21 protein-coding genes are annotated in these 25,295 nt (G+C 59.4%); 7 read left to right on the top strand and 14 right to left on the bottom strand.

Annotated features, from left to right (window positions below; genetic code table 11):
* Positions 1-7: 7 nt before the first annotated feature.
* Positions 8-1,045 (top strand): glycosyl hydrolase, encoded by a 1,038-nt coding sequence (locus OSJ75_RS21145; RefSeq protein WP_267229399.1) that lies wholly within the window; start codon positions 8-10, stop codon positions 1,043-1,045.
* 23 nt (positions 1,046-1,068) lie between these two features.
* Positions 1,069-2,508, top strand: a complete 1,440-nt coding sequence (locus OSJ75_RS21140) for an O-antigen ligase family protein (RefSeq protein WP_267229398.1) — start codon at positions 1,069-1,071, stop codon at positions 2,506-2,508.
* Between the two features lie 6 nt (positions 2,509-2,514).
* Here the strand turns inward: OSJ75_RS21140 and OSJ75_RS21135 are convergent, their stop codons facing one another.
* The 4 genes from OSJ75_RS21135 to OSJ75_RS21120 all read right to left on the bottom strand — a co-directional run bounded on the left by OSJ75_RS21135 (position 2,515) and on the right by OSJ75_RS21120 (position 8,934).
* Entirely contained in the window at positions 2,515-3,846 is a 1,332-nt protein-coding gene (locus OSJ75_RS21135) for an HlyD family type I secretion periplasmic adaptor subunit (RefSeq protein ID WP_250019287.1), read from the bottom strand.
* A gap of 21 nt (positions 3,847-3,867) precedes the next feature.
* Entirely contained in the window at positions 3,868-5,898 is a 2,031-nt protein-coding gene (locus tag OSJ75_RS21130; RefSeq protein WP_267229397.1) for a type I secretion system permease/ATPase, read from the bottom strand.
* A gap of 34 nt (positions 5,899-5,932) precedes the next feature.
* A complete protein-coding gene (locus tag OSJ75_RS21125) occupies positions 5,933-7,924 on the bottom strand; it encodes a hypothetical protein (RefSeq protein ID WP_267229396.1) in 1,992 nt (663 codons plus the stop codon).
* A 95-nt stretch (positions 7,925-8,019) separates the two neighbouring features.
* Positions 8,020-8,934, bottom strand: coding sequence for a hypothetical protein (locus OSJ75_RS21120; protein WP_250019284.1), 915 nt, complete (start codon positions 8,932-8,934; stop codon positions 8,020-8,022).
* A gap of 624 nt (positions 8,935-9,558) precedes the next feature.
* Between OSJ75_RS21120 and OSJ75_RS21115 the strand changes: the two genes are divergently transcribed.
* Together OSJ75_RS21115 and OSJ75_RS21110 are read left to right on the top strand one after the other, a co-directional pair.
* Positions 9,559-10,374, top strand: coding sequence for a response regulator transcription factor (locus OSJ75_RS21115; RefSeq protein WP_250019283.1), 816 nt, complete (start codon positions 9,559-9,561; stop codon positions 10,372-10,374).
* 3 nt (positions 10,375-10,377) lie between these two features.
* Positions 10,378-10,860 carry a hypothetical protein gene (locus tag OSJ75_RS21110; protein ID WP_250019282.1) on the top strand — a complete coding sequence of 161 codons (483 nt, stop codon included), beginning with the start codon at positions 10,378-10,380 and terminating at the stop codon, positions 10,858-10,860.
* Between the two features lie 14 nt (positions 10,861-10,874).
* On the opposite strand, the gene OSJ75_RS21105 is transcribed toward OSJ75_RS21110, so the two are convergent.
* Genes OSJ75_RS21105 through OSJ75_RS21095 form a run of 3 tightly spaced genes read right to left on the bottom strand, consistent with a single transcriptional unit; the run spans position 10,875 to position 14,142 of the window.
* Positions 10,875-11,984: a hypothetical protein gene (locus OSJ75_RS21105; RefSeq protein ID WP_267229395.1), complete on the bottom strand. Its 1,110-nt coding sequence runs from the start codon at positions 11,982-11,984 to the stop codon at positions 10,875-10,877.
* Positions 11,977-12,687 (bottom strand): N5-glutamine methyltransferase family protein, encoded by a 711-nt coding sequence (locus tag OSJ75_RS21100; RefSeq protein ID WP_267229394.1) that lies wholly within the window; start codon positions 12,685-12,687, stop codon positions 11,977-11,979. The genes OSJ75_RS21105 and OSJ75_RS21100 overlap by 8 nt, the downstream gene beginning before the upstream one ends.
* A 12-nt stretch (positions 12,688-12,699) precedes the next feature.
* Positions 12,700-14,142, bottom strand: a complete 1,443-nt coding sequence (locus tag OSJ75_RS21095) for an oligosaccharide flippase family protein (protein ID WP_267229393.1) — start codon at positions 14,140-14,142, stop codon at positions 12,700-12,702.
* A 325-nt stretch (positions 14,143-14,467) separates the two neighbouring features.
* On the opposite strand from OSJ75_RS21095, the gene OSJ75_RS21090 reads away from it, so the two are divergent.
* From OSJ75_RS21090 to OSJ75_RS21080, 3 genes are all read left to right on the top strand, one after another.
* Entirely contained in the window at positions 14,468-16,012 is a 1,545-nt protein-coding gene (locus tag OSJ75_RS21090; protein WP_267229392.1) for a hypothetical protein, read from the top strand.
* A gap of 314 nt (positions 16,013-16,326) precedes the next feature.
* The gene (locus OSJ75_RS21085) at positions 16,327-17,004 is read left to right on the top strand and encodes a sugar transferase (RefSeq protein WP_256473399.1); all 678 of its coding nucleotides are present in this window, start codon (positions 16,327-16,329) and stop codon (positions 17,002-17,004) included.
* A gap of 27 nt (positions 17,005-17,031) precedes the next feature.
* Positions 17,032-17,361 carry a hypothetical protein gene (locus tag OSJ75_RS21080; RefSeq protein WP_267229391.1) on the top strand — a complete coding sequence of 110 codons (330 nt, stop codon included), beginning with the start codon at positions 17,032-17,034 and terminating at the stop codon, positions 17,359-17,361.
* A gap of 297 nt (positions 17,362-17,658) precedes the next feature.
* Here OSJ75_RS21080 and OSJ75_RS21075 read toward each other — a convergent pair whose 3' ends face one another.
* The 7 genes from OSJ75_RS21075 to OSJ75_RS21045 form a co-directional block, all read right to left on the bottom strand.
* The gene (locus OSJ75_RS21075; RefSeq protein ID WP_250019271.1) at positions 17,659-18,969 is read right to left on the bottom strand and encodes a glycosyltransferase family 4 protein; all 1,311 of its coding nucleotides are present in this window, start codon (positions 18,967-18,969) and stop codon (positions 17,659-17,661) included.
* Positions 18,950-20,173: a glycosyltransferase gene (locus OSJ75_RS21070; RefSeq protein ID WP_267229390.1), complete on the bottom strand. Its 1,224-nt coding sequence runs from the start codon at positions 20,171-20,173 to the stop codon at positions 18,950-18,952. The genes OSJ75_RS21075 and OSJ75_RS21070 overlap by 20 nt, the downstream gene beginning before the upstream one ends.
* A 351-nt stretch (positions 20,174-20,524) precedes the next feature.
* On the bottom strand, positions 20,525-21,265 hold the full coding sequence (locus OSJ75_RS21065) for a TfuA-like protein (protein ID WP_267229389.1): 741 nt from the start codon (positions 21,263-21,265) through the stop codon (positions 20,525-20,527).
* 9 nt (positions 21,266-21,274) lie between these two features.
* A complete protein-coding gene (locus OSJ75_RS21060) occupies positions 21,275-22,531 on the bottom strand; it encodes a YcaO-like family protein (protein WP_267229388.1) in 1,257 nt (418 codons plus the stop codon).
* 80 nt (positions 22,532-22,611) lie between these two features.
* On the bottom strand, positions 22,612-22,836 hold the full coding sequence (locus OSJ75_RS21055; RefSeq protein ID WP_267229387.1) for a hypothetical protein: 225 nt from the start codon (positions 22,834-22,836) through the stop codon (positions 22,612-22,614).
* Between the two features lie 105 nt (positions 22,837-22,941).
* Positions 22,942-23,184, bottom strand: a complete 243-nt coding sequence (locus OSJ75_RS21050) for a hypothetical protein (protein ID WP_267229386.1) — start codon at positions 23,182-23,184, stop codon at positions 22,942-22,944.
* Positions 23,185-23,211: 27 nt separating this feature from the next.
* On the bottom strand, positions 23,212-25,026 hold the full coding sequence (locus OSJ75_RS21045) for a BTAD domain-containing putative transcriptional regulator (protein ID WP_250019262.1): 1,815 nt from the start codon (positions 25,024-25,026) through the stop codon (positions 23,212-23,214).
* Positions 25,027-25,295: the final 269 nt, after the last annotated feature.

The following is a 25,295-nucleotide window of genomic DNA, read 5'->3' as shown; positions in this document are numbered from 1 at the left end:
AAGCGCCATGCCGGGTTTCACGCAAGCGGTTTTCGCAATCGGCACCTTGTTGCTGGCAGCTCTTCCCGGCAGGGCGGCGCTTGCGGAAGAGCGCATGATGTGGGGCATCAACGGCCATCCCCTTGCCTCCTATCATGGCGTCACCCTCACCTTCCAGGTAGAAACGATGGCCGCGCTTGGCGTCAAATCCTACCGGGTCGACCTGCAGACGCCCGAACAACTGCCGAAGCTTGAAATGCTCGTCAATGCAGCAGCGCGGAAAGGCATTTCGATCCTTCCCGTGCTCACGCCGGTCGTCGATCTCAAATCAGCATCCAAGGAAGATATTTTCACGGTGTCGAAACGGCTTGCGATGCAGGCGGCGGCACAGCTCGGAGACAAGGTCTCCGTATGGGAACTCGGCAACGAACTCGAGAGCTTCGCCATCATCCAGCCATGCGAGATGCGCGATGACGGCACGCAATATCCCTGCGAATGGGGCCCGGCAGGCGGACTTTACCCGCTCGACTATTACGGCCCGCGCTGGGAGAAAGTCGCGGCCGTGATGCGTGGGTTGATCGCGGGCATGAAGGCGGCGGGCGGCGAATACAAGATTGCGATGGGCACAGCCGGCTGGGGCCACATCGGCGCGTTCGAGCGGATGAAGCAAGACAAGATCGAATGGGATATCAGCGTATGGCATGCCTATGGCGAGGACCCGGAATGGGCCTTCAAGGCACTGGCCGCCTATGGCAAGCCTATCTGGGTGACCGAATTCAACCATCCGAAAGGCAGTGTCGAGGGCGAGCAGGCGCAGGCGGAAGGCCTGAAGAAGGCAATGGCGCGGCTCCAGGAGCTGAGCAAATTCTATCCGGTGCAGGCGGCCCACATCTACGAATTGATGGACGAGACCTATTGGGCTCCGGATTTCGAGGCATTCATGGGCCTGGTCAAGCTCGATCCGGACGGCAAGGGCGGATGGCGGCCGGGGGCATTGAAGCCCGCGTTCAAGACGGTTCAGGAATTCATCCAGAGCAACGCCCTGGCCGGAGCCGCGATCCAATGATGACAAGGCGGCGGAACTAGATCATGGCAACCAATGTCTTTGGCGTCTGTGTGCTGCTGTTCGGCATCCTCGTCCAGTTCATGCACAGGAAGTATGCGCTCTACGGCATGCTGGCGCTCACGCTTTTCGGCGCGGCGGCGGCGCTGACCCTGCCTGCGCTCGGCGGCGCGTCGATTCTCGTCGCCAATGCGTTCCTCGTGTTCTTTGCCTGGCGGACGCTTCGCATCACCGGTCTTTCGCCCTTCCTCAGCAGTCTTCTGGCGCCCAGCAGCGGCTTCTGGCTCCTGCTATTGATCACCTATGGCATCATCAGCACCATCTTTTTCCCGCGCCTCTTCGCCGGCGTGACAGAAACCATGATGGTGCAGAGACTGCCCGGCGGCTTGAGCCGCATCGTGCTCAATCCGCTTACCTTCTCGAGCACCCATTTGACGCAGACGGTCTATGCCCTGGGCGGCGTCGTCTGCTTTGCCGCCTCGTTCGCCTATTTCAGGCTCAAGCAGGCCTTTCACCATTTCCTCGGCGCCTTCTTCTTCCTCTGTGGCCTGAACGTCCTTTTTGCCATTCTCGATCTCGCTACGTTCGCAACCGGCACAGGCGAATTGCTGGAATTCATCCACACGGCCAATTATTCGCTGATGACGGCGGTCGAGATGGGTGGCCTCAAGCGGATCTCGGGAACCTTCCCTGAATCGTCTTCCTTCGCCACGTTCACGCTGATCCTCTTTGCGATCAGCGCCAGCCTCTATCTCGATAATGTAAGGCCGCTCCGCTCCGGATTCTACGCGCTGGCCAGTCTGGTCCTGCTGCTGCTTTCGACCTCGGGAACTGCCTATGTGGGGCTCATGGCGACCATGGCGCTATTGATGGTGCAATCCTTCGCTCCGGTCTTCAATGGCGGGCGCATGCGCAAGCAATTGTTCATCTATATGGGCGGCATGTGCGCGATCGCCCTGCTCCTGCTGATCGCGGTGCTGTCACCGACGATCATCGACGCCGTCGCTGCCTTTTTCGACGAGAGCCTGTTCGGCAAGCTCGACAGCGCGTCGGGGCGTGAACGCGGATACTGGAACGAGGTGGCATGGACGAACTTCGTCGAAAGCTTCGGCCTCGGCGTCGGCGTCGGCGGCGCGCGCGCATCGAGCTATGTATTCGTGCTGCTCTCGAATGTCGGGGTGCCGGGCGCGCTCTGCTTCGTATTCTTCGTGGCTTCCACGCTATTCAGGCGGAGCCTGCGCCCATCAGGCGGCCAGATCCGCCATATCGTCCGCGCCATCCGTTGCGGGATCGCCGCCAATCTTGTCGGCGCGGCGCTGGTCGGAACCGTGTTCGATCTTGGAATGCTGTTCTATGTCCTGGCAGGTGCCGCAGCCGCAGCCGCCTATCCCGCTGCGAAGGCCATCGCTCCGGCCCGCAAGATCGCGCTGCCCGGCAAGGAATTGACCGGCCACAGCGCGCGTTGATCCACCTCAGGATTCCCGGAAGGCACGGGACATGCTGTCGAGCACCGGCTTCGCCAGATATTCGAAGAAAGTCCGTTCATGCGTCTGGATGAGAATGTCCGCAGGCATGCCCGGCGTCGGTGAAAAACCCTTGATCCTGCCGAGTTCCTCCGACGGAATGCTCACCCGCGCCAGATAGACATCCTGTTTGGTCGCGTTATCGGTCATCGAGTCGGCGGATACGTAGTCGACGCGGCCGTTGATGACCGGCGTGGTCCTTTGGTTGAGGCCGCTCAACCTGATGTGGGCTTCCTGCCCCTGCTTGACTTCGTCGATCTGCATCCGCGGTATCTGCGCTTCGATGATGAGAGGAACGCCGGCGGGGAGGATCTCCACGATCGGCTTGCCGGTCTCGATGACGCCGCCGGCCGTGTGGTAATGCAGGCGAACCACAGTGCCTGCCACCGGCGCCTTGATCAACGTCCGGTCGAGCACGCTATCGGCCTGCCGGGTTTGTTCGCGCACTGCATCGAGCTCGGCCTCCGCACTCTGGATTTCATCGAGGGCGGCCTGCTTCTCGGTATCCTTGGTCTGGATGATTTCCTTGCGGAACTTCTCGATCTGGGCGTTGATTTCGGAAATTTCTGCCGAAAGACGTGCAATCGTGCCCTCGCCATCGGCCACGGCGCGCTGCAATACGCTCACCTCGGAACGGGCCATGAGCCCCTTCTTGAACAGCGACTGCTTGGCCTTGAACTCGTCCTTGAGCAGTTCGACCTGCGTCGCGGTCGCGTCGATCTGGGCCATCCGCCCGACGCGCCGGAACTCCAGCGCCGAGATGTTCCGCTCCATCATCTGTAGCTCGTTCGCATATTTCGCGTGGGCATTGGCGAAATTGTCGCTCTGGCTCTCGTTGACCGCGCGAATATCGGGATTGGTCAGATTGTCCATGATTATCTTCGGCGGCTGGTAGCGCTCGTCGCCGCGCACCACCGCATGAAGCCGCGCAAGGATCGCCTCCAGCCGTGCCTGGCGCAGGAACAGCTGTTGTGCATTCGCCTTCGCCGCAGTCTCGTCCAGGCGCACCAGATTGTCGTTCTCGCTGACCTGGTCACCCTCCTTGACGAGGAGCTCCCTTATGATACCGCCCTCGAGATGCTGCACGATCTTGTTGTTGCCGGTGGCCACGAAGCTTCCCGGCGCGATCACGGCAGCGGCGAGCGGCGCGGTGGCCGCCCATGTCCCGAACCCGCCAAAACACACGAAGACGAGCGCAGCGCCGAATTTGCTGTAGGGCTTGATGGAGCGAGGCACGCCCGCATACCATTCGAGGTCGTTCAATGCGTTCGTCGCGGCCACGGTTCGCTCCCTTTTCTTGTTCTATTCCGCTGCTTCGATGAAGGCTTCCGGTGCCGGCGCCTTCTTCCTCGACAGTGCCTCCAGGACCTTCTCGCGCGAGCCGAACATGGTCACGCTGCCATTGTTGAGCACCATGATCTTGTCGACACAGCTCAACAGCGCCGGCCGCTGGGTGATGGTGACGACGGTGATCTTGTTGTTGCGGGCGTGATAGAGCGCCTTTGTCAGCGCCTGATCGCCCTTCTGGTCGAGATTGGAATTCGGCTCATCCAGGACGACCAGCGTCGGGTTGCCGAAGAAGGCGCGGGCGAGAGCGATGCGCTGCTTCTGCCCACCGGATAATGGCGCCCCATCGGCAGCGACCACCGTCTCATAGCCCTGCGGGAAACTGGAGATCAGCTCATGCACGTCGGCAAGAACCGCCGCCTCATAAATCGACTGATCGGTGGCGTCCTCCCGCATCCGCGCGATATTGGCCTTGATCGTGCCCGGAAACAGCTGCACGTCCTGCGGCAGGTAGCCGATATTCTCGCCGAACTGGCGCTGGTCCCAATTTCGCAGGTCCATGAGATCGAGGCGCACACTGCCCGAAGTCGGCAGGATGGACCCGACGAGCATCTTGCCCAGCGTCGTCTTGCCCGCGCCGGAATTGCCGATGACGGCCATCGATTCTCCTGGCATCAGCGTGAAGGAGATACCGTTCAGGATGACTTTCTTGTTGGGTGGCGGAACGTAAAGGATCCGCTCGACATCCAGCCGGCCCTGGGGAGCCGGCAAGCGAAGCCGCTCGAAGTTCAATGGCGAGGTCTGCAGCAGGTTGCGAATCCGGCCGAAGGCGGAGCGGAACTGGATGAAACTGTTCCAGCCTTCGATCGCGCCTTCGATAGGCGCGAGGGCGCGGCCGGCGATGATCGAGGCTGCGATGACCATGCCGCCCGTAAGCTGCCCGTCAATGGCCAGATGCGCGCCCCATCCGAGCATCGCGACCTGTGTAAGCAGCCGCACGCATTTGGAAATGGTGGCGAAGATAATGTTCCGGTCCTGCGCCTTGACCTGTGATCGCAGCGAACCTGCCATGTCGCGGCCCCAGATCTTCACCGCTTCGGGTATCATCGCCAGCGCATTGATGATCTGCGAGTTCCGCGACATCGAGTCGAGGTGCAGCATGGCCCGGCTCTGGTAGCTGGTGGCCTCGGCAAAGGAAGCGGCCGTGGCGCGCTGGTTGAGGAAGGCGATCGCGATCAGCAGCAGCGACGAGGCGACGACGATGAATCCGAGATGAGGATGAACCAGGAACACTGCCAGCAGGAAGATCGGCGCGATCGGCGCGTCGAAGAATGAAAGGAGTGTTCCCGATGTGAGGAACGATCGCAACTGTTGCAGATCGCCGAGTATCTGGTAGTCCTTGCCATTGCCATGCAGCGACGCACGGGCAGCGGCGCTCAAAATGGGCGCTCCCAATTGCACCGCGACCTCCACCGCCGTGCGCATCAGAATGAAGCGCCTAACCGCATCCAGCACGACCTGAACGATGACGGCCCCGACGATGACGACGGTAAGCATCACCAGCGTATCGGTCGACCGGCTCGTCAACACGCGGTCGGATATCTGGAATAGGTAGATAGGGATCGCCAGGACGAGGATATTCAGGAAGAAGGTGAAACCCATGGTGATGATGAGGTTTCGCCGCACCGCATTGACGCCGTTGCGAAAACTGTCGGCGAAACTTACCGCGGCGACGCGCTTATGGAAGTTTTCGCCACTGGTGATCGGCTTGACATTGCTGCTTTCCTTGGCGGGAACAGGACCACGATCACCTTCGATGACCTTGCCGAATTCCTCTACCGGCTGCTGATGCCCCTCGGCAATCGGCGCAACCGGGGCTGCTTCAACCGGATTGGCCGTCGCGGTTTCCGCGTCCTCGCCGGACAGCCGGCGGATCTGCGCCTCCATTTCGTCCAGCAGGCTTTCAAACGTCAACCGGCTGAGCTCCGCTTCGTCGCCATGACGAGGCAATGCCCCGGACAGGCCGGTCGTTGTGTATTGGTTCATTCGCCTCGCGCTCCTCCACGCATTCTTGTTTTTATCAGGCGAGTACAGTCTGCATCACGTCCACGGCGGGACCGGTGTCGGGTATGTCGACGGCGGGACCATGATCCGCGGCCGCATGGCCGGGCGCATCATCGTCCAGGAATGCCACCAGTTCGTTGGCGAGCGGCTGTTGCCCGTTCTGCGCAGGCGCTGGCGCGATGATGTCGGCCTGGATCAGGATCGCGTCGGAATAGACGCCTCCACCCGCATAGGACGTGCCTCCTCCATTCGCGTCCATGTCTTCGATGGACGCGATGTTGATCAGCGCATTGGATCCGGTGCTGATGTCCCATTCCGTTCCGTCCGACCCGCTCAGCAAAGCATCCTCGTAATGCGCAACATAATCGGCATCGCCCAAGACATTGACCTGCTTGATATAATTCAGATCGTAGACATTGCCGCTGATATAAAGAACCCGGAGGCCCTCTATGCCCTGGAGCGCTGCGTCAGCGCCGAAGCCCGACGGCATCGTGTAGTTCCCGCCGGCCAATTGGCTGAAGGCATCGGCATAATGCTGGGGCAGGCCGTTCACCCAGTTCGCCCCGCCCGTATTGGCGATGCTGGCGGAATTCCACAACAGGTTGCCGCTCGACGACAGGCCGCCGCTATATTCCCCCGCCGCGCCGCCCGTAGTGAATTTGTCGTTGTCGAACAATATGTTGGTCTGGAATATGAAATTGCCGTCATAATAGTTCCCGCCGATCATGACGAGGTCGTATGACTTGCACAGGTCCGCGAAGGACGCGCTATTCATGGAGCCGTTGGAACCGGTCACGATGGTGGTGTAGGCGCCGGTTGCCGACAGCACATGCACGTCATTGTCGGACATGAAACTATATTGCGAGATCCAGTTCATCTGCAGGAGGTCGCCCGTGACGACGCTGATCTGCCAATTCTGCGGGAATGTCGGCGCCTCGCCAGGTATTGTTGCGTTCTGGCCCTGGGCCGATTCATAGAGGAAGCTGGCAATGTTCATCGCCTGTGTCGATGGCGCGGCGCCAAGCCCGGCAAATCCACCCTCGAACACATCGCTGTCGCTATAGGCATTGACCTGGACGATCGCGCTGATGTCATAATAATTGCCGGCAACCGCGAAGTGAGCGCCGACCGAATCCAGGCTTTGCAGCGACACCTGGTTGACCATCAGATTGCCGCCGGCCTTCAAGGTGACCGAATCGTCGATTTCCGTTCCTTTGATCGTCGCTCCCTCGGCGCCAGCAGTAATTTGGCCATCCGTTGCAGCCTCGGTCGGCTGTGGCAGATAGTCCTCGAGCCTCAGGTTGGCGAGTTCGGCGGAACCGTTGACATATGTGCCTTCGATATGGTCGGCGGACACGACGGAGATATCGGCGCCGGCAATGGCAGGCGCCGCGAAACCCTGCATGGCGGACATCTGGTTCGCAAAGAATTGCGGTATGTCGGCGACCGAGTCCAGGCTGCTGGCTGCGTCGAAAGGTTCGCTCACGGAGAAAGCCAGTCCCGTCAGGCTCGTGAACGCGGCGTCATCGCCCCAGTTCAGGTCGACCGGAACGTGATTGCCCATGATGATGATGTCATTGTCTTCGAGATGGCTCGTCTGTTGCAGGACGACCGCGGTCTCGGAAGGCGGAAGGCCGAAATAGGGACCGCTGTCTTGATCCACCGCACGCGATCCGCCGCCAACGCCGACATTCCCCTTCAGATGATGAAATTTCTGCCCGTGCAGCTCGAGTTCCAGGGTGTCGTATGAAACGGAGGTCATCATCTGGTCGGCCGTCGGTGCCCACGGCGTGGGGAGGTATTTTACGCTCGCCTGCGAACTGGCCGGAGCGACGTATTGTTCAGGATTGGTCTCGACGACGAGCAAGGGGTTGAGTTCAGGCTCCGCATTCGGAGCAACCTTGAATTCACGATAGTCCAGTCGCAGTTTCACCGCTTCGATGGATGTGTGGAAATAACCCATAAAGTGCGTGATCGATTCCGAAATATGATCACCAAATCCCAGCATTCTGGTAGCTCCCGCCGTTCGCGGATGTAGTTCCAACGCGGTTCATGACGCACCCTGCGCGGAAGCTCCGCGCAGGGTGATACTCGTTGGAAAGGCTAGACCTGATCGGTGTCGCCTACGGAAGTGCTGGTATACGAGCCGTTGATGACGGTACCTTCGAAGGCGTTCTGCTGCAGATTGGCACCAAGAACGATTTCCTGGGTGAATGCCGAGGAGTTGATGTTGGCTTCGGCGCTAGCCGCACTCGAACCATTGACATCATCGCCTGCCGTGATGTCGGAACCACCGGCACCGCCACCGAAGAAGCTGCTCGTAAGACCGCCCCAACCGCCGTCACCGAGGCCGATACCATCGCCCGCCGACGCGTTGCCACCAGCGGCACCTAGCGTGACGCTGCCGGTGTTGTTCTGCGAAACGCCCGAAAGCGCATCATTGTCGACGAGGTCCACGACCTGATTGAGCGCGAAACCCGTATCATTGCCGGCACCGGTCAATGCGCCATTGAGCACATTGGAGAAGTTCACATCATTGCCCGGATCGAACGTGATGCTGCCGGAGTCGGTCAGGAAGATATTGTCGAAGCTGTTGCCGGTCAGATCGAGATCGGCGAAGTCATTATCGTCGGGCGAATAGCCTTCGATGCCGAGATCGACAGTTACGTCAACCGTGACGTCGGTCGTCGAGCTGTTCGAATTGAAGTTCTCATTGCCGTTGTAGCTCTCGTTGGAATTGGCATTGAGGTTGCCGTTCCCATTGAGGTTGCCATTGCCATTGAGGTTGAGGTTTTCGGAACTGGACGACTGCTCCTGGCCCTGCCCCTGCCCCTGATCCTGGCCTTGGCCCTGACCTTGTCCCTGCCCTTGGCCCTGATCCTGCCCTTGGCCCTGTCCCTGGCCTTGACCCTGTCCCTGCAACTGAAGCGCCAGCGCAGCGGCGAATGCGTCGGCGTCGGCACTGGCCGAGGCGGACGGGTCGAAGCCGGGGAGCTGGTAATTCTTATTGCCACTCATGTTAATTCCTCCGAAAAGATCAAAGCGGCAAATCTCTATGCATTTCAAACGAGATTATCTGCGCGCTCTGCCGTGTTAAGTTCCGACAAGCATCGGCCTGCAATGTGCGAGACGATGAATCTCGCACAAGGTAACAATGATGGTACTGATGCTCGTGATGATCCGGCTTACCTACTGCACGCCAAGCCGAGACGTGAACCTAGGGCCGAAAACCGGCCTCGTTAAGCTACCAATTGTACTTAGCTCCGGCAGAAACCAGTAAGAACGGGCGAATCGGACGCGGTACGGGCGAATAAAGCCAAGCTACCAGATACTTATGAGGCGCGCTCGCGGCGACCCGTTGCCGGCGGCCAGCGGCAGCATAATCCCGGCTAATGAATTGGGACGATGACCCGGATGGGCCTGAAACAGTATAATTCTATCTAGATTGGCAGTCGAAGGACAATCGGATGTATAAACATTTAACAATGTCACGGTGCCGTCACGCCGGGTTTACTAATCCTTAAAAGGTCAGCACCGGTGACGGGGGTTGCCGTGCTGAGGAAATGTTCACAATTACAAAACAAAACGCGAAACGCTAACTGGCCCCGAGGTGACACTTATTTTGGGGCGTAGGGGACTATTATGAACAATTCTATATCACGCCTGAAAATAGAAAATCCGTCCAGATCAGAGGGGCCAGCCAAGTCAAAGAACGGCGTATTCATCTACGCAGAGTCCGGCGCCGTATTTCAGGGCCTGGTGCAATCTCTTGAAAGAACTTTCCCGAACCTGGAGATCTACCTCGCCGACGAATTGGTCGAAGCTGAACCATTTGATAGCGAGGTGGGGCTCGCGCTGATCCAGGCCAGCTTTGCCGATGACGTCACGGGTTGCGTCATGCGCTGCCGCGAACGGTTCCCGTCGGCATCGATCACGATGATGATCGAGGAATCCGCCACCGGAATCCATGAGCTGAGCCACCTCTTCGACAACAAGCAGATCCAGGGGCTTCTGCCATTCAACCTGAAGCTCGACGTCTGGCTGGCCGTCATCTGGCTTCTGCTCAATGGCGGCGAATACTATCCGACATCCATTGTCCGCTCGGCCGGCGCCGAGCAGGAAAAGCCTTCCGTCACGTCCATCGAGACGTCCTTGCGGGCTGCCGGCAACGGTACGAAGCCGATCAAGACGCTCACGATCCGGGAACACCAGATTCTGGAGCTTCTGTCGGAAGGCCTCCAGAACAAGATCATCGCGGATCGGCTGTCGCTGTCGGAACACACCGTCAAGGTCCATGTGCACAACCTCATCCGCAAACTGCGCGTCCACAACCGGACCCAGGCGGCTGCGGTCTATCGCAACAACAAGGACCAGGAGCGATACTCGCCCCCTTTTAGAGGTTACGGTACGTCAATGGCGCGCATGAATGGTGGCGCTGAAATGGTGAGAGCGCTCTAGGCAATGTCACGATTTGACGACGTACTGATGCTGGTGGGCAAGCTGAATTATGCCTGGACGAACACCGAAAGCCTGTTTATCTACCTGATTGCCCACCTCCTCGATACCAATAAGGAAGCGGCGACGATCGTATTCCTGACACTCAATACGACACGCGCTCGCATAGACCTTCTGGAGCGGTTGGCCAAAATCCGGTCAACCCCTCCGGACGTCAAGAAGTCGGTTCTCGACATCACCTCGCGCATGACGCGCGAACAGCGCCTGCGCAACAAGTACAATCACTGCATCTATTCCTTCGATGAATCCGGCCGCATGGCCTCCACGCAGCTGATGCGCATCATCGACATGGACGAGAGCCTGAAATATGGCAAGGTGGAAGCGCTCGACGATGCCGAATTGCAGCGGATCCAGAATACGATCGATTCCATCATCAGCGTGAATCGTTCGATCTGGAGCTTCATGCAGGAGAAGAACATCAGCCACTGACTGTTGGGCCAAGGTCAGCGGAAATCGTCGCCATTGAGCCTGTTCCAGGCTTCGCCCGCCAATCCATTGAAGAAGGCATTTCCCGCGGCGAATGCGCCGAGCACCGCTTCATCCCGCGCGTGAAGAACCGTGGACGAGCGCTGGAAGAACATGCCCTTGCGCACCATCATCGCCGCCATCAGATTTGGCTGGATGCGGGCCCGCACCGCGACTGCTCCCGACTGGGCAGCATGCGACAACAGGCGATCGAGTACCGCATCCTCCTGTCCACGCCGTGCAAATATCTGCAGGATGCGCGCCACCCTGCCGCTGCCTCCGTGGTAGAGATAGGCGCCGAGCGCGGTGCCCGAACCGGATCGGACAATGCGGCTGTGAAGCTCGCCATAGGAAGACTTGGTTATCGCTGCGTTCAGAACCGAACGAAGTTCGTCACCCGTCCAATCCGGGCGCAGATCGTAATGTTGCAGGAAGGACGGTACCAGCTCCATCAACGTCGGGAAATCGGTCGCCTCGTCGCTCGTGGCGCGCAGTCCGCCCTGCTCCTGCAGATGGCCGCGGCTCCAGTTCCCGGCCAGCCGATCGAGGGGCGCCGCCAGTGGCTTCAGCGAACGCGCCAGCGGCGTGTAGCGCATCGCGAAATCGGCGGCGAATCCCGCAGGCCGGAATATCTTGACCCATTCCAGGCTGTAGGACGGCAGGACGACGCCGCGCAGCCTGGTCCACATGAGGCGGGAGGTTTCATTGGCCGTTTCGCTCAGCGAAAGATCCTGCGGCCCGGCCAGAAATGTGCGCAGCAACCGTGCGCCCGCCAGCGGGTCCGAGGCATGATGCTCGACCATGAGAGGTCCGCATATGGCAGCGCGCAGCGTCCGCCCCTGAATGCTCATACGAAGCGGCAGCGAACCGATGAAGCCGTTGAGCACGCCATTGTCGCCGATGAAGACCTGGGAAATGATATCCTTGTCCCGGCTGTCGGGATTGAGATACAGCGATTCCAGATAGGCTTCGGCGGCAGGCGAGACGGTCTGGTTTTTCGGCTTGAACATACGCCAGAACATGCTGGCGACGGCGGGGATGTCCGCCTTCGCCAGGGGTCTGATCAGGCCGGCGCCAGTGCTATCCACGATCCGCTCCCATAGCCTCCCTGCGCGCCACGACGACGCGGGGAGTACCCTCCTCATTGGTTATGAAGACCGGCGGCGCAAAGCCCTCGACACGCGTCACGAGGTGCCGCACCTGCTCCACCTGGCCTTCGCCGAATTCCATGATCAGATAGCCATCGGGTTTCAGGAAGGCTACCGCTCCCCGGATCACCCTTTGCAGGATCGAGATGCCGAAGGGCCCGCCGTCGAAGGCTTCCCGCGGCTCGTCCTCGAGCAGATGCGCCAGGCTGTCGGTCAGGCGCCGCGTCGAAATATAAGGCGGGTTGCAGACGATCATATCGACCTTGCCAGTGAGCGTCTGGCCATTCAGCGCTTCGAAGAGATCGCCCTGATAGATCGAAACCCGGCTCTTCAGCCCGAGCCGCACCGTGTTGCGCCGCGCGAGTTCCACGGTTTCGTCGGTCAGGTCCGCGCCGATTACCCGTGCCGAACTGACTGCGGTCGCTATCGCCAAGCCGAGATTGCCGGAACCGCAACACATATCGATGACGAGGGGCTCTTCCTCCTCCGTCAACCGCTCGATGGCAGCAAGGCAAAGCAGTTCCGTCTCCTCGCGAGGCGCAAGCACACCCGGGGCAATTTCGATGTCGACATCGAGGAAGCGGCGTAGATCCTGCCTGTCATGCTTCACCCCTGCTGCGAAACCACGTTGATTTTCCTGCATCGGAACCCCCATTTACTCCAAGCTTCCCGTGGCCCTGCTCTCCCTGAGCGAGGACCAGTCATTTGATCGGTATGCGATGAAAAACGCTGCCCCGGCGATGAGGCCATAGGCGATGGCGCCCGTCGCCACCTGCAAGGCCAGCTTCAATCCCGGCGCCATTGGTGCCGCCGCGAACCAGAGGACGGCTCCCGCCATGGCGGCGAGGCCGGGAAGCACGATGGCGGCACGCCTTGCGATCCTTCCCCATGACACACGGCCAAAGCGGATCTGCAGCCAAACCGTCGCGATGAAGCTGATCACGCCGGCGGCGAACTGGCCTGCGGCGACAGCTTCGATACCAGACGGCACGGTGGCAAAGATGATGGCGATGGCGATCGCCGCGTTGAAGAGCGATATCCGCGGCAGAAGATTGATCTGGCCCGTCAGCGAAAGCGCAGGTTCGGACAGCACTTGAGGAATGCACATCAGATAGGCCAGCGCCAGGATCGACGTGATGGGCGCTGCCGGGTGCCATGGTTCCCCGAGCAGGAGCACCACCAGATCCTCCGAAACCAGCGCCAGGCCGATAAAGATCGGAAGGGCGAGCGCCAGAAGAAACGGCATCAGCAAGGTAATTTCCTGCCCGACGCGCAGCTTCGTCTCGGTATGATGCGCGTCATTGTCGATGACCCGCCGCAACGACACCCACGAAATCAGCCGCGCCGGCTCCTCCATGAGCTCGAAGAACGAGGAGGCGAGACGTTCCGCGACACGGTAATAACCAACGCCGGCTGTTCCGATGAAGCCGCCGATGATGAAAGTCACCGCATAGGTCTGGATATAGGCGATCATGCGCGTCGAAAGGATGTGCCTCGAAAAGGCCGCCAGTTCGCGCACGACGCTCCATTCGAGCCTGAGGCGCGGGAACCATTTCGTGGCGACGAATGCGGCACTGAGGTAAATCACCTGCATGCTGAGCTTGCCGATCGCCAGCGCGAATATGCCGAGGCCGGAATAGAGCCCCGCCAGCGCAGTCAGCAAGCCGACCGCTTCCCCGACCATGAGAAAGACCGAGTGTAGCTCCGACTGGCTGCGCCTGACGAGCAGTCCGGTATAGACCGCGCTCAAGGTGGCAAGGAACACCCATGCGGAAAACAGGCAGAGCAGGCTGGCCGCGCCCTGGACGGAAAAGATGCTGTCGATGAACTTCGCGGCGATGAGTCCGCCCGCTGTCCCGGCAGCGCCGCTGATGATGGCGGCAGTGCCGATCTGGTCGAGCAGCGAGCGGTCCTCCCGGCAGCTCATGATGAACTCCCTCGAGCCGGCTTCCGCGACGCGGGTCAGGAATATCGCGATCGCCAGCGTGAGCGTATAGAGCCCGAATTCCGCGGCGGTGAGCGTGCGCGCGGCCAGAATGAATACGGCCATCTGGGCGACCTGCGCAGAGACGCGCGAGCCGAGCGCGGCTATTCCCATGGCCGCCGCTTTCCGGGCCGTCACACTTCCGGCATCTCTTTTCGGGAACTGATCCAGGATATATACCCCACCGCTCTGTTCGGCCGCAGCTTCGGCCGTTTCGATATTGTTTTTGCTTGTTTATTTCGGCTGATCCATGAACGCCGGCAGTCTCCGATTTCTAACAGATCGGCAGCGCATTTTCAGGAACTACATTGCTAATCAATTCGATTAGCCCGTCTGGACGAACCCAATCGAACATGGGACATTCCTTAAAAAGGGGAAGCTCGGTCGCATCGGCAATGAAGAAAAACAGCGAACAAACCGAGCATCGCAGGGGGCCCGCGTGTCAAAACTCGCCATTGGCGTTGCCATTGATTCCATCGAGGAACTGAGCAACTGGGAAGCAAAGCTGCTCGCAGATATTCTGGCCGACAGCCGGCTTGAACTCCGCGACATTGTCGAGAACAGGTCTCCGGCAAAGACGGCAGCCCCGCTCGCCCTCCGGCTGCTGCAACGCGGCGAACAGATGGTCTTCGCCCGTAACACAAGCAGCCTTGCTCGCGAGGTGAAGAGCCAGCTGCTGCGGATCACCGCGGACAAGGGCTCGGCCTATAGCGGCGTGGATATCTTCATCCGCCTCACCGCGGACGCACTGCCGCGGCGCGTGCTCGACCGCACCAGGCTTGGCGAATTATCGCTGGATTTCGTCGACCGGAAGACTGCTGGCTATGACTGGGCCGGTTTCCGGGAAGTCCGGAACGGCAGTCCTTTCACCAAGGTCGTCGTCAATTTCCGGGCAAGCGCCAGCGAGCCGCCGCAGCCGCTCGCCGGCGCATCCTATGGCACGAAATTCTGCGCAACGGTCAATGGCGCATTCCTCAAGGAGAAGTCGGTCATCCTTCTCATGCGCGAATTGCGCCGGATCGCCGATAGCGGCGAGCTGAAGCCGGCCGCGGCCGTTCAACCCACGGAAGCGACGCATAGCCCGTCCTATCGGGACCTGCCGCCCTATCTCCGGCGCCTCGCCGGAAATATCCTGACCAAGGCGCTTGTCGTCGGGCGCACGCGCCTGGGATTGAAAGCCCGCAGCTGGGGCGTTCATATCGGGTCGGGCAGTATCGAGGATTTCCGGCCGTCGGAGAGTCTCGAGCTGCAGCTGGCGCCGGGAATGTGGGCCGCCGATCCCTTCCTTTTCCAATGGAACGGCGAGGACTACGTGTTCTTCGAGTGTTTTCCCGGCAATCACGAAAATGCCTGGCTTTCGGTGGCGAAGCTCGTCGATGGCAAGGCGGAGCTATTGGGCACCTGCCTGCGCACCAGCTATCATCTTTCCTATCCTTTCGTATTCAATGATGGCGACGATATCTATCTCATCCCCGAGACCCATCAGACCGGGCGCGTGGAAATCTGGAAGTCCGTGGAATTTCCGCTGAAGTGGGAACTGCATGCGACTGCCCTGGAGGGGCAAAGTCCAGCCGATACGGTCATGTTCAAGACCAAGGGGCAATGGTGGCTGCTGACGTCGCTGTCCGATCATTCGGACTTCATGGACCATTGCAGCGAACTCTATGCCTTCGCCGTGGATGGCCCCGCCCTGACGTCGGTGGTCCCGCACAAGCGCAACCCGGTGATCATCGGCAGCGACATCGCGCGCAATGCCGGACGCGTCCACCTCGTCGGCGACCGCCTGTTGCGCCCGTCTCAATGCAATTCCCATGGCGTCTATGGCTATGGGCTCAATATCCAGGAAATAACCCGGCTCGATGCCGACGAATACAGCGAGCGGCCCTTGCGACTCATCGAGCCCAATTTCAAACCGGGAATCGTCGCATGTCATCATGTCGATTTCCTCGGCGGGCGCTTCGTGATCGATTTGTGCCGGGCCTGAAATGCTGCACCGTTTCGCCGATTCGATCGCGAAAACGGGCAATTTGCGTCAAATTTTCCTAAACATTTAATGAATATTGATAAAGGCACAACCGCCGCCATTAGTCACTATTAATTATTGACGCCAGAGGCATATACTATAATTTTAACGTATAAAATGGAATCGCTCACAAATAAAAATAAGAAGCTGTTGGGTAATACTTCGGTTTAAACTTCTACACTGAAACACGCAAGGAACGGCAATGTTCTCGCGCAAGAAGACGACGTGAAATTTATCTGACTTAGAGCGGCAATGGGTGGCTTGGGGTTTACATTATGTCCTACATATCAGAACCGTTGGTTGAACAACGGCCAGAAATAACGAATGCGCAAAACAAACTGTTCTATGACCTTTCCAAAAGGGCGCTTGACGTTGCTTTCGCTGTCGTCGCATTGGCTTTTCTCTTTCCCGTGCTCGTGGCGATCGTCGTCGCCCTCATCGCACATGACGGCACGCCGATCATCTATCGGCAAAGACGCATCGGCCAGAATGGCAAGGAATTCACCTGCTACAAGTTCCGCTCGATGGCGAATGACGCCGATGAGCGCTTGAAGAAGCTGCTGGACGAGAATCCGGAAGCCCTGCGCGAATGGCGCGAAACCCAGAAATTGAAGTCCGATCCGCGCATTCACCGGCTGGGTCGTTTCCTTCGCGTCTCAAGCCTCGACGAGCTGCCGCAATTCTTCAATGTGCTGCGCGGCGACATGAGCATCGTCGGGCCCCGGCCGATCGTCACGAGCGAAATAGCACGCTATGGCGATGCCTATCACTACTATGCGGCGCTCAAGCCCGGCATCACAGGCCTGTGGCAGGTAAGCGGGCGCAGCAGCACCGGCTATGACACGAGGGTGAAGCTGGATGTAGCCTACTTCAAGTCCCGCTCGCTTATTCTCGACATCAAGATCATGTGCCGTACAGCGTTAGTAGTACTCCTGGCGCGAGGCAGTTGCTGACCAGGACCGTTCGCAGGAACCGCCGCAATGACGCATCAATCAATGCATGTTCTCGAGTTGCCCATGCGCGATCGCCTTAGAGATTTCTGCCCGTCGAAGACCGTGCATTCTCGAATCTCCAATGCGCTATGGATTGAATATGGCGGATCGCCCTGGGACATGCCGCAGGACTGGGAGCCCGAACGCGTCTGGGCGGCAAGCCTGGATCTCAATCTCATTCCCAATCTGGGGCCGATGTCGGTGGCAATCTTGCGCAACTGGCTCGTTGCCGGCGACAGTGAGGCCGGCACCCTCAACCAAGGCGGCGGCGGGCTAGAGCAGGCGCCAGACAACAACCCAGAAGATGACGCACGTTAGAAACGCGGCCCATCTGATCAAATACTTCTCCTCGACCAGGTCGAAAAAGGATTTCGATGGCTGCTCGTCGGTGGATTTGAGGTTTTCTGTCGGGTTTGGCATCGATCTCTTGAACTTGTTTCAATCGTCGATATCGCCCTTCCGTAAATAATCGGATTTAACGATACCCCGAAATTCGGCAGTAATTCCCCTGCCGTACAAGATCATATGCCACAAAAATGAATAAAAGCATAGTTTTTGGCAGGATATCCTGCTGATTTGGATTTAGTTGTCTTTTTCTGGGATCAATCGACGGATTTATACGGCCTGCGCCCGCCCGTAAGACAGCTCGGGCCCTGGCCGCAGGACAGCCTGCTCCTGCGATCGCAGGCGAGACTTGTAAAGCGCGATGAATTCGTCCCGCCATGAGCCCGGCGTGTTGGACAGGCGCGGCGAGACATCGAAGGCCAGATGGCTCATGCGCTCGACCGTCGCATCGTCGTCCATCTTCGCGAACGCGGCCGCCAGGCTGTCGACGTCCGTCCGTTCCGCTACGATCCCGCATCCAAGCTGCCTCGCCTCCTGAGCAATGAAGGCCGATTTGAACGCGACGACAGGCACGCCGCTTTGCAGGCTCTCATGCGCCACCAGGCCGAACGGCTCCGGCAGGCGGCTCGGCATCACCACGAAGCGCGCCTGCTGCAAGAGTTCGGCAATCTCCTCATGGCTCCGCCAGCCCTCCCAGACAATTTCCGGATAGCGCTGAAGCAGTTCCTCCCGGAACGCGCCATCGCCGATGACGCGCAGCTTCCTGTTGACGCGTCTCGCCGCCTCGGCCGCGATATCCACGCCCTTCTCGAATTCCACCCTGCCGATAATGAAGATGTCGTCATTGGTTTCCGCCGGGATCCGCCGGCGGGCAAAGGGACGAACCGGATTGAGTACCGTCCTGATCCGCTCCTGTGGAATGCCGCCGCGCTCGAGCCATGGGTTCATCAGCGGATGGATCGATGCGATCGTGCATTCGGAATCGGCAAGCTGCAGCAACCGCGTCCGCAGCCATGAACGGCCGAAACGCCAGACCTTGTCGGCATATCGCCGCTTGTCGCAATGCGAAGCGAGGCACTGGCGGCTGAGCGGCGTCAGCTCGCATACGGTCGACTGGTTGAAATTGGCATAGCTGCCATTCGGGCAGACCAGCGTGAAATCATGGGCCGAGATGACCAGCCGGTGATGCACGGGCCGCAGCGCCGAGAAGATCGATGGCGATAATATCTGCGCCCAGGCATGCACGTGGTAGATCGTGCCGGGCGTGTCGTGCTGCGCGATATATTCGCGTATCCGGCGGTGAGCCAGCCGGTTATAGGCGCCTTCGACAATCCGCCTGTGCAATGGCAGCTTCAGGAGCGGCGCGCTGCCGATACCGGATACCTCGATCCCGTCCGAGGACAGCGCAGGATTGGATCCGGCGTCGCCGCTGAGGAAGGTGACGGGTATCCCGGCCTCGCGCAGGAGCCGGGCCGATAGCAGCGCCAGAACGGCAGCTCCGCCGCTCGCTATTGCCTCGTCATTGATGACAACCACTCGTTCGAGCGGCACTAAAGCGTTTTCAGCTGGGCTGGACGACATCGGCCGGTCTCCGCGTCTTCGGACTGCGCGCAAGAACGAGTGCGCCCGGCTTCGGCCAGCCCTCCGGGATCGCCGGCGGCACATTGACCGGAGACAGGCCGGCGGCGACGGCGCTGCGTTTCGCAAGCTCTTCCTGCACCAGCATCTTGATCTTCTTCTTGAAATTGTCCTTGCTGAAGTTGAGTGCGTGCGCCCGGATCGCCTTCGGCTCGAAACCGGCCTCTGCCGCCTCGAACTTCGCCACGCTTTCGATCAGGCACTCGACGCTCTGCTCGGCGAAGAGCATGCCGGACAGGCCCTCGACGACCGTATCCATCGCGCCGCCGCGACCATAGGCGAGAACCGGCCGGCCGCTGGCCATGACCTCCACCGGAACGATGCCGAAATCCTCCTCGCCCGGAAATATCAACGCCTTGCATTGCGCCATGTGCTTCTTCAGCGACGCGAAAGGCTGATGGTCGAGAAATTTTATCGTCGGACCGGCGCGGCGCTTGAGGTCTTCCATCTCTTCGCCGGTGCCGATGACGACGAGGTTCTTCTGCATCCTGGTGAAGGCATCGACCGCGATGTCCACGCGCTTATATCCAACCAGCTGCCCGGCACAGAGGTAGAAGTCGCCGATATCGTCCGCGATGGCGAAATCATCCACCGAAACCGGCGGATGGATGACAGTCGCGTCCCGGCGGTAATATTTCTCGATGCGATTGGCGATGTGACGCGAATTGGCGACGAAGCGATCTACCCGGGCGCTCGTCGAGACATCCCATTGCCGCAACCGGGACGCGATGACCGGCATGAGCAGCCGTTTCAAGAAGCCCGCATTGGCGTGATAGAAGAAATAATGATCCCAGATATAGCGCATGGGCGAATGGCAGTAGCAGACATGCAGCGCGTCGGGCTTCGGGATGATTCCCTTCGCCGGGCCGGATTCGCTCGAGATCACCAGATCGTAATCGGTGATATCCATGCTTTCGAGCGCCAACGGCATGAGCGGAAGCATCAGCTGGTAGTATTTCTTCACGCCGGGGATTTTCTGGAGGAACGACGTCTTGATCGTATGGTTCTTCAGCCGTCCCTTGATCGCATCCGGGTCGTAGACCAGGGTGAAGATATCGGCTTCCGGATAAAGCTCGCTCAGCGCTTCAAGCACCTTTTCACCGCCGCGCATCGACAGCAGCCAATAATGAACGATTGCAACTTTCACAAAACTGCCCCTTGCCCAAAGTCCGTCGCACGCTTGCAGACAAGCGCGTCCGTTCAGGTTCTAGATTATTGTAATTGGTTGGATGGACGTCCGAGACGCGGTGCTACGCCGAAACCCTACATTCAATCACTTTAGAGTTCCGGCGTAGGTCCCCCACCGACTGCTGCCCGCTTGCTCCCACACACGCTTGATTAATTTTGTTTTTCATGCGTTTAAACTTGCGACCACGTGATGAAGCTAAGGCGCTACCCGTTACGCGAGCGTGACTCGTCAGTATCTTTTTCGACAATTTTAGACAAATTCCGTAATCAATATGATTATAGATAGAACTGATTGTGCGCTGCAGCAGTACTAGTTCTTTAGTTTCGCCCATTGCACCGTTTCATTGAATGTCCACCCGGAAAAGGCAGATGAAACCTGCGGCGACGGTACTTTCAACTCTCGCCCGAGCAGGATTTGAAGTAGAATCTCGGCATCCTCCCGCTTGATATGGCGCCAGGCTGCTGCAAGCTTGACGGCGGAACCGGGCACCACGGCATCCGCACATGCGAAGATGCGCTTTCGCGTCCGATCCTTGAAGAAAATCGCATTGCAGGCGTCCCTGATTGCGCCTGCCTCGTCCAGCGTGATGGAACCGGCTTCCATCGCACGCTCCAGCGTCGCATCCACGGTCACCATTGCCTCGCTGAAGGCCACATAGCCGAACTCGGCCGGAGCGTGGATCTGCGCGACGGCCGCATCGTCCTCAAGTCCGCCGAAAGCATATCTTTCGAACACCTGGCCGAGGCCGATCATGCCGAATGGGTGGCATTCCGCCGCCCGCAGCGCCCCCATGCTGGCGGCTCCGTAGACGACGACGCCGCGCGAGAGCGCGTAGAGAATCTCCTTGTGCCAGACCGCCGCCACGTCCTCGAACCGGCCATCGACGAGACCGATCCGGCGAAACCCCTGCTGCACCGCCCGCGTGATGTCACCGCATCTGGCCGGGCCGCGGCAGGTCAGATCATGCTCCGGCACCAGCCGGTCCTTGCCGCCTTCCAGCGGAACATAAGGCGTTCCCGACAGGCTTGGACCGGCAAACAATATCTTCATCGCCCGCTCCTAATGCCGCAGCAGGGCGGTGAGCGCCCTGCCGCCAAAGCGATGCTTGCGCATGCCGACCGGGCTTTCCAGTTCGTTCACCAGCACCCGGCAGACGGAGATGCCGAACTCCTCGCCGCCGAGCGGCACGACGACAACGCTGCCGATCCCGCTGGCCCGCAATGGCGCCAGATAGCATTCGAGCCGCGCCTTGTCCTGCGGCATCGCGTCGGCAAAGGCGAAATCCGCCAGTGGCGCAGCATTGATGTAGACGGCAAGATCCGGTGCCAGCCGCTGCGCATATTCGGCGGGGTCGAAATCGTCCCGGGCGCCGGAAATATTGGTGATGCGCGTCTGCGCAGCTTCGGTGATCGCCCGCATCGCCGCAACCGTCGGCGAAAGATGACAGCCATAGCCGGCTGCCAGATCGAAATGCAGGTAGGATTCGTGGCGCGTCCGCGGAGAGATGGTAGCCATGAACACGGGCAGCCCGATATCGGAGCTGATATCGAAAAGCCTCAGTTCGAACCCGGCGGTCTTGATGCTGTGCGCCAGCCCGTCGATGCTTTCATGCCTGAGGGCAGCCGGATCGACACAATTCGCCTCGACTGCCGCATCCTTCCTGAAGCGCCAGAGTTCGATCGCGTCACGCTCCACGCGCTCGCACAGCCCATGAATGACAGCCTCCAGCAGGCAATTGCCCGAGGCCAGCCCATCCGTCGATTGGGTATAATGAAACGCCCGCCGGGCAGTGGTGAAATCGAGCGTGACCAGTTCGTGCGGAACCATGACCGGCGATTGCTTGATGAGATCATGGCCCTGCAGCCAATCCACCGGCTCGTCCATCGCCGGCTCGTCAGCATCGCGCATCAGCAACATGCGCCCGTCGAAGACCGCGTTCCCCTGCTCGATCAGTTCCCGCCGCGAAGCTGTCAGACGTGGCAGGCCGATATTCTCGGCAATGGCGATCTCCGCCGCTTCCATGACAGCCGATGCCTGGGCATGAGCGGCGCTCATCCCCTTGCCCTGGCTCACGGCCAGCGTCCGGCTGTTTGGCCGGACAGCCATCCAGACGGGAATTCCTATACGGTCGAGCCCCGTCATATCGGCAATGCGGACAATGCCGAGCCGCGGGAAATGCGGGCGCAAGCGCTCCACGAGCGTTGCAGCGTTTTGAAGCCGGGCAGAGGAAAGACTGTCGGAACGAGCAGCGGCCACAAGCCTCGCCTCATCGCCGGCCAGCCGTGCCATTATCGACGTCACGTCCAGGGGTTTCATGAATTATCCACGAGGGCGTGTCCCATGCCGCCATAAGGATGTTCCGCCGGGACCATTCCGGCCCCGGCGGAACCTGTCCCTTAGCAGGGGCTTGCGGAATAGGCGCGATCCGAAGCGTCACTGCGGCAAACGCCCGACATTACTGTCGACCGGTCGCGATTATCCATTCTTTTCAGAAATTCTGCGCCTGCATTGCCCATGGAACCAAGGACATCCCTGTCGATCAGCTCAATCGAGCGTTTATGTTCATCCACCAGCCAAAGCTTGTCGGTGGTCATGTCGTCAACAATGTAAAACTTTCCCATGACTATAACCTTTCCAAGTAAAGAGCTCACAAGGAGAGGTTATTCTGATTCGTGCGGACGTCAATGGGCGAAGCAACTGCAGTAAAGTTCCCGCCGTTTCTCCACTTAATTTTCGTTATTCTCGCTGTACGACTTGGTCGCAAGTTCCGCGCGCGCATCGCCGGAGATGGCCACGCTGACGCCCCTTATGAGCGACATGCCATTTCGCCTTGCGCGATCGACCAGTTTCAACATGTCGGAGCTGAAAGGGCTTGCCAGCAGCTCTTCGCTGATCGGCACGACCGAGCCCGCTTCGACATCCACCAGCCAAAGATCGCTGGCGTCCCCCAAAAGAAAATATTTTGCCATTCCTGCCCCGATTTCGTCGCGAACCGTTTAATGGAAGCCCGCTTCGCGCAGCGAGACCTCATATTTCTGCCGCTGTTCCGGCACCCTCAGGCACATGCTCTTGGTCCAGTCGCTGATCTTGAACCCGGGATTGTCCTCCAGCGAGTAGGCGCGGAATCTCGCCGCCTCGTCACGCTCTCCGAGCATGGCCCAGCAGGCTGCTATCAATCGTGCGGCCGCCCGCGGGTTTTGCATCCTGTTCGTATAGGCGATGGCATCTTCGTGCCGGTCGAGCGCATGCAATGCACCGGCGCCGACCCAGTAATAATAATCCGGCGCAAGCGGATTGTGCGCGATCGCCACCTCGATCTTCTCGACCGCCTGTTCGAGCCAGCCATAATGCGTCAATGCGTCGGCATAGTCGGCCAGCAGGTCGGCATGCTGGGGATTGATCGACTCGCCCTGATCGAAATATTCGAGGCTGTCGTCATACTTGCCGAGATACATGCTGATCGTGCCGAGTTCGCGCAATGGCCGCTCGTCATTCGGATCGGTCGGCGCCGCGCGCTTGGCGATCTGCTCGCCTTCGATGAGAATGTCCTTGTCGCTGCGGGCCTGCATCAGCCACTCTTTCTGCATCGTCCGGGCAATGCCGCTCAGCGCGGGTACGAAGTCCTCGGAAGCGACGAGCGCATTCTTGAACGACTGGCGCGCCTGGCGAAGCTTGACCAGGTCGAACTTGTCGAGATCGCGCTTGCCCGTGAGATACCAGTAGTAGGCGTTGGGGTCCTGGTACAGCGTATTGTAGCGGTCCAGCTCGGTCTTCTCTATGATCGAGACCACCGACAGGATGATGCGTATCGACAATTGCCGGTATTGCTGCTCCGGCAGAACATAGTCGAAGCGCTGCTTCTCGGCCCAGACGATCTGCTGCGTTGCCACGTCGATCAGCTTCACCGACAGGAAACAGGTGCCGTCGCGGCGCATGATCTTGCTGTCGATCGCATAATTCACACCGAACTGCGTGCCGAGATGCTCGAAACTTTCGACCGGCGAATCGACGACGATCCGCCGCGACGTATACGGGGCGACGACCGAAACCGTGCGCAGCCGGCAAAGGCCGATCGTAATGTCGTCGATCAGCGATGCGGCAAGCTGTTCTATCGGATCATCGGCATTGTGCGGCATATAGAGCATGATGATGCGCGGCAGCCCGACGCGCTCATTCTGCTCGATCACGCTCGACGCCTGCAACCCGCGCGGCAGTTCAATACCGGTGAAGGTGCCGACGGCGCGCCCTTCATTCGGAAGCTGCTTCGGCAACAGTCTCTGGTAGAGTTCGACGGTTTCCGTCTCGGGCTCGACATCCAGATCGTCGCGCAATTTCTTTGCACATTCGCGGAAAGTCCGCTCGACCTTCGTTATCTGCCCCAGTTGCGAGGCCGTGGCCATCAGCACCCGGTAGGCAACTTCCTGATAGGGATCGATCTCGATCAACTTGCAGGCGCAGATGCGCTTTTCGTCGACGCTCACGCCGATCGGCCGGTTCACGACGCTCAGCAATATGTTGATCGTCTCGTCCCTGAGCTTTGCCCGCTGGACATCGAGCCATTCATCGAAATCGGCGCTCTGCGATTCATGCTGCATGAGCAGATCGCCATTGTAGATATCGGCGATCCGCAGGACGGATTCGATGTCGTCCCGGCATTTGCAGTTCAGATAGTCCAGCAGATCGATTTCGAGGAGCTGCGAGCGCACCTGTTCCAGATCCAGATAGACATAGGTCGCGTCGCTCTGGATGAGGTTCAAACCATATTGGTCCTGGAACTTGCGTATGCGCGCCAGACATTGACGCAGGTTCATGGAAGCATGGGCCTGGTCGGTGTCAGACCACAGAATCTGGGATAGTTTGCTGCGGGAAACGGAATAACTTCCGGATTCGAGGAAGAGGTAAACAACAATTCTTAGAAAATTGGCAGGCACGCGCGGAACGAGCTGCCCACCCAGGCCAACAGTTGCCTCTCCAAAAACTGCCATTTTCATTGAGCACGACCTTGCATATCAGATGATTCAATAGGTTAAGGTGTATTCCAAATGCCATTTCCCGTCAGTTTGTTTAAACTCTACTATAG

Origin of the sequence: Phyllobacterium sp. 0TCS1.6A (assembly GCF_026420825.1) — a bacterium.
Lineage (GTDB): Bacteria > Pseudomonadota > Alphaproteobacteria > Rhizobiales > Rhizobiaceae > Phyllobacterium.
The sequence above is the reverse complement of the archived record's forward strand: the minus strand, read 5'-3'. Positions and strand labels throughout refer to the sequence as shown.

What these genes read in the sequence shown, in the direction of transcription:
- OSJ75_RS21045 (WP_250019262.1), bottom strand. Translation starts at nt 25,026, where the DNA reads ATGAACCTGCGTCAATGTCTGGCGCGCATACGCAAGTTCCAGGACCAA.
- OSJ75_RS21080 (WP_267229391.1), top strand. Translation starts at nt 17,032, where the DNA reads ATGACGCATCAATCAATGCATGTTCTCGAGTTGCCCATGCGCGATCGC.
- OSJ75_RS21145 (WP_267229399.1), top strand. Translation starts at nt 8, where the DNA reads ATGCCGGGTTTCACGCAAGCGGTTTTCGCAATCGGCACCTTGTTGCTG.
- OSJ75_RS21100 (WP_267229394.1), bottom strand. Translation starts at nt 12,687, where the DNA reads ATGCAGGAAAATCAACGTGGTTTCGCAGCAGGGGTGAAGCATGACAGG.
- OSJ75_RS21140 (WP_267229398.1), top strand. Translation starts at nt 1,069, where the DNA reads ATGGCAACCAATGTCTTTGGCGTCTGTGTGCTGCTGTTCGGCATCCTC.
- OSJ75_RS21110 (WP_250019282.1), top strand. Translation starts at nt 10,378, where the DNA reads ATGTCACGATTTGACGACGTACTGATGCTGGTGGGCAAGCTGAATTAT.
- OSJ75_RS21130 (WP_267229397.1), bottom strand. Translation starts at nt 5,898, where the DNA reads ATGAACCAATACACAACGACCGGCCTGTCCGGGGCATTGCCTCGTCAT.
- OSJ75_RS21095 (WP_267229393.1), bottom strand. Translation starts at nt 14,142, where the DNA reads ATGGGAATAGCCGCGCTCGGCTCGCGCGTCTCTGCGCAGGTCGCCCAG.
- OSJ75_RS21060 (WP_267229388.1), bottom strand. Translation starts at nt 22,531, where the DNA reads ATGAAACCCCTGGACGTGACGTCGATAATGGCACGGCTGGCCGGCGAT.
- OSJ75_RS21075 (WP_250019271.1), bottom strand. Translation starts at nt 18,969, where the DNA reads ATGTCGTCCAGCCCAGCTGAAAACGCTTTAGTGCCGCTCGAACGAGTG.
- OSJ75_RS21050 (WP_267229386.1), bottom strand. Translation starts at nt 23,184, where the DNA reads ATGGCAAAATATTTTCTTTTGGGGGACGCCAGCGATCTTTGGCTGGTG.
- OSJ75_RS21120 (WP_250019284.1), bottom strand. Translation starts at nt 8,934, where the DNA reads ATGAGTGGCAATAAGAATTACCAGCTCCCCGGCTTCGACCCGTCCGCC.
- OSJ75_RS21125 (WP_267229396.1), bottom strand. Translation starts at nt 7,924, where the DNA reads ATGCTGGGATTTGGTGATCATATTTCGGAATCGATCACGCACTTTATG.
- OSJ75_RS21055 (WP_267229387.1), bottom strand. Translation starts at nt 22,836, where the DNA reads ATGGGAAAGTTTTACATTGTTGACGACATGACCACCGACAAGCTTTGG.
- OSJ75_RS21085 (WP_256473399.1), top strand. Translation starts at nt 16,327, where the DNA reads ATGTCCTACATATCAGAACCGTTGGTTGAACAACGGCCAGAAATAACG.
- OSJ75_RS21115 (WP_250019283.1), top strand. Translation starts at nt 9,559, where the DNA reads ATGAACAATTCTATATCACGCCTGAAAATAGAAAATCCGTCCAGATCA.
- OSJ75_RS21065 (WP_267229389.1), bottom strand. Translation starts at nt 21,265, where the DNA reads ATGAAGATATTGTTTGCCGGTCCAAGCCTGTCGGGAACGCCTTATGTT.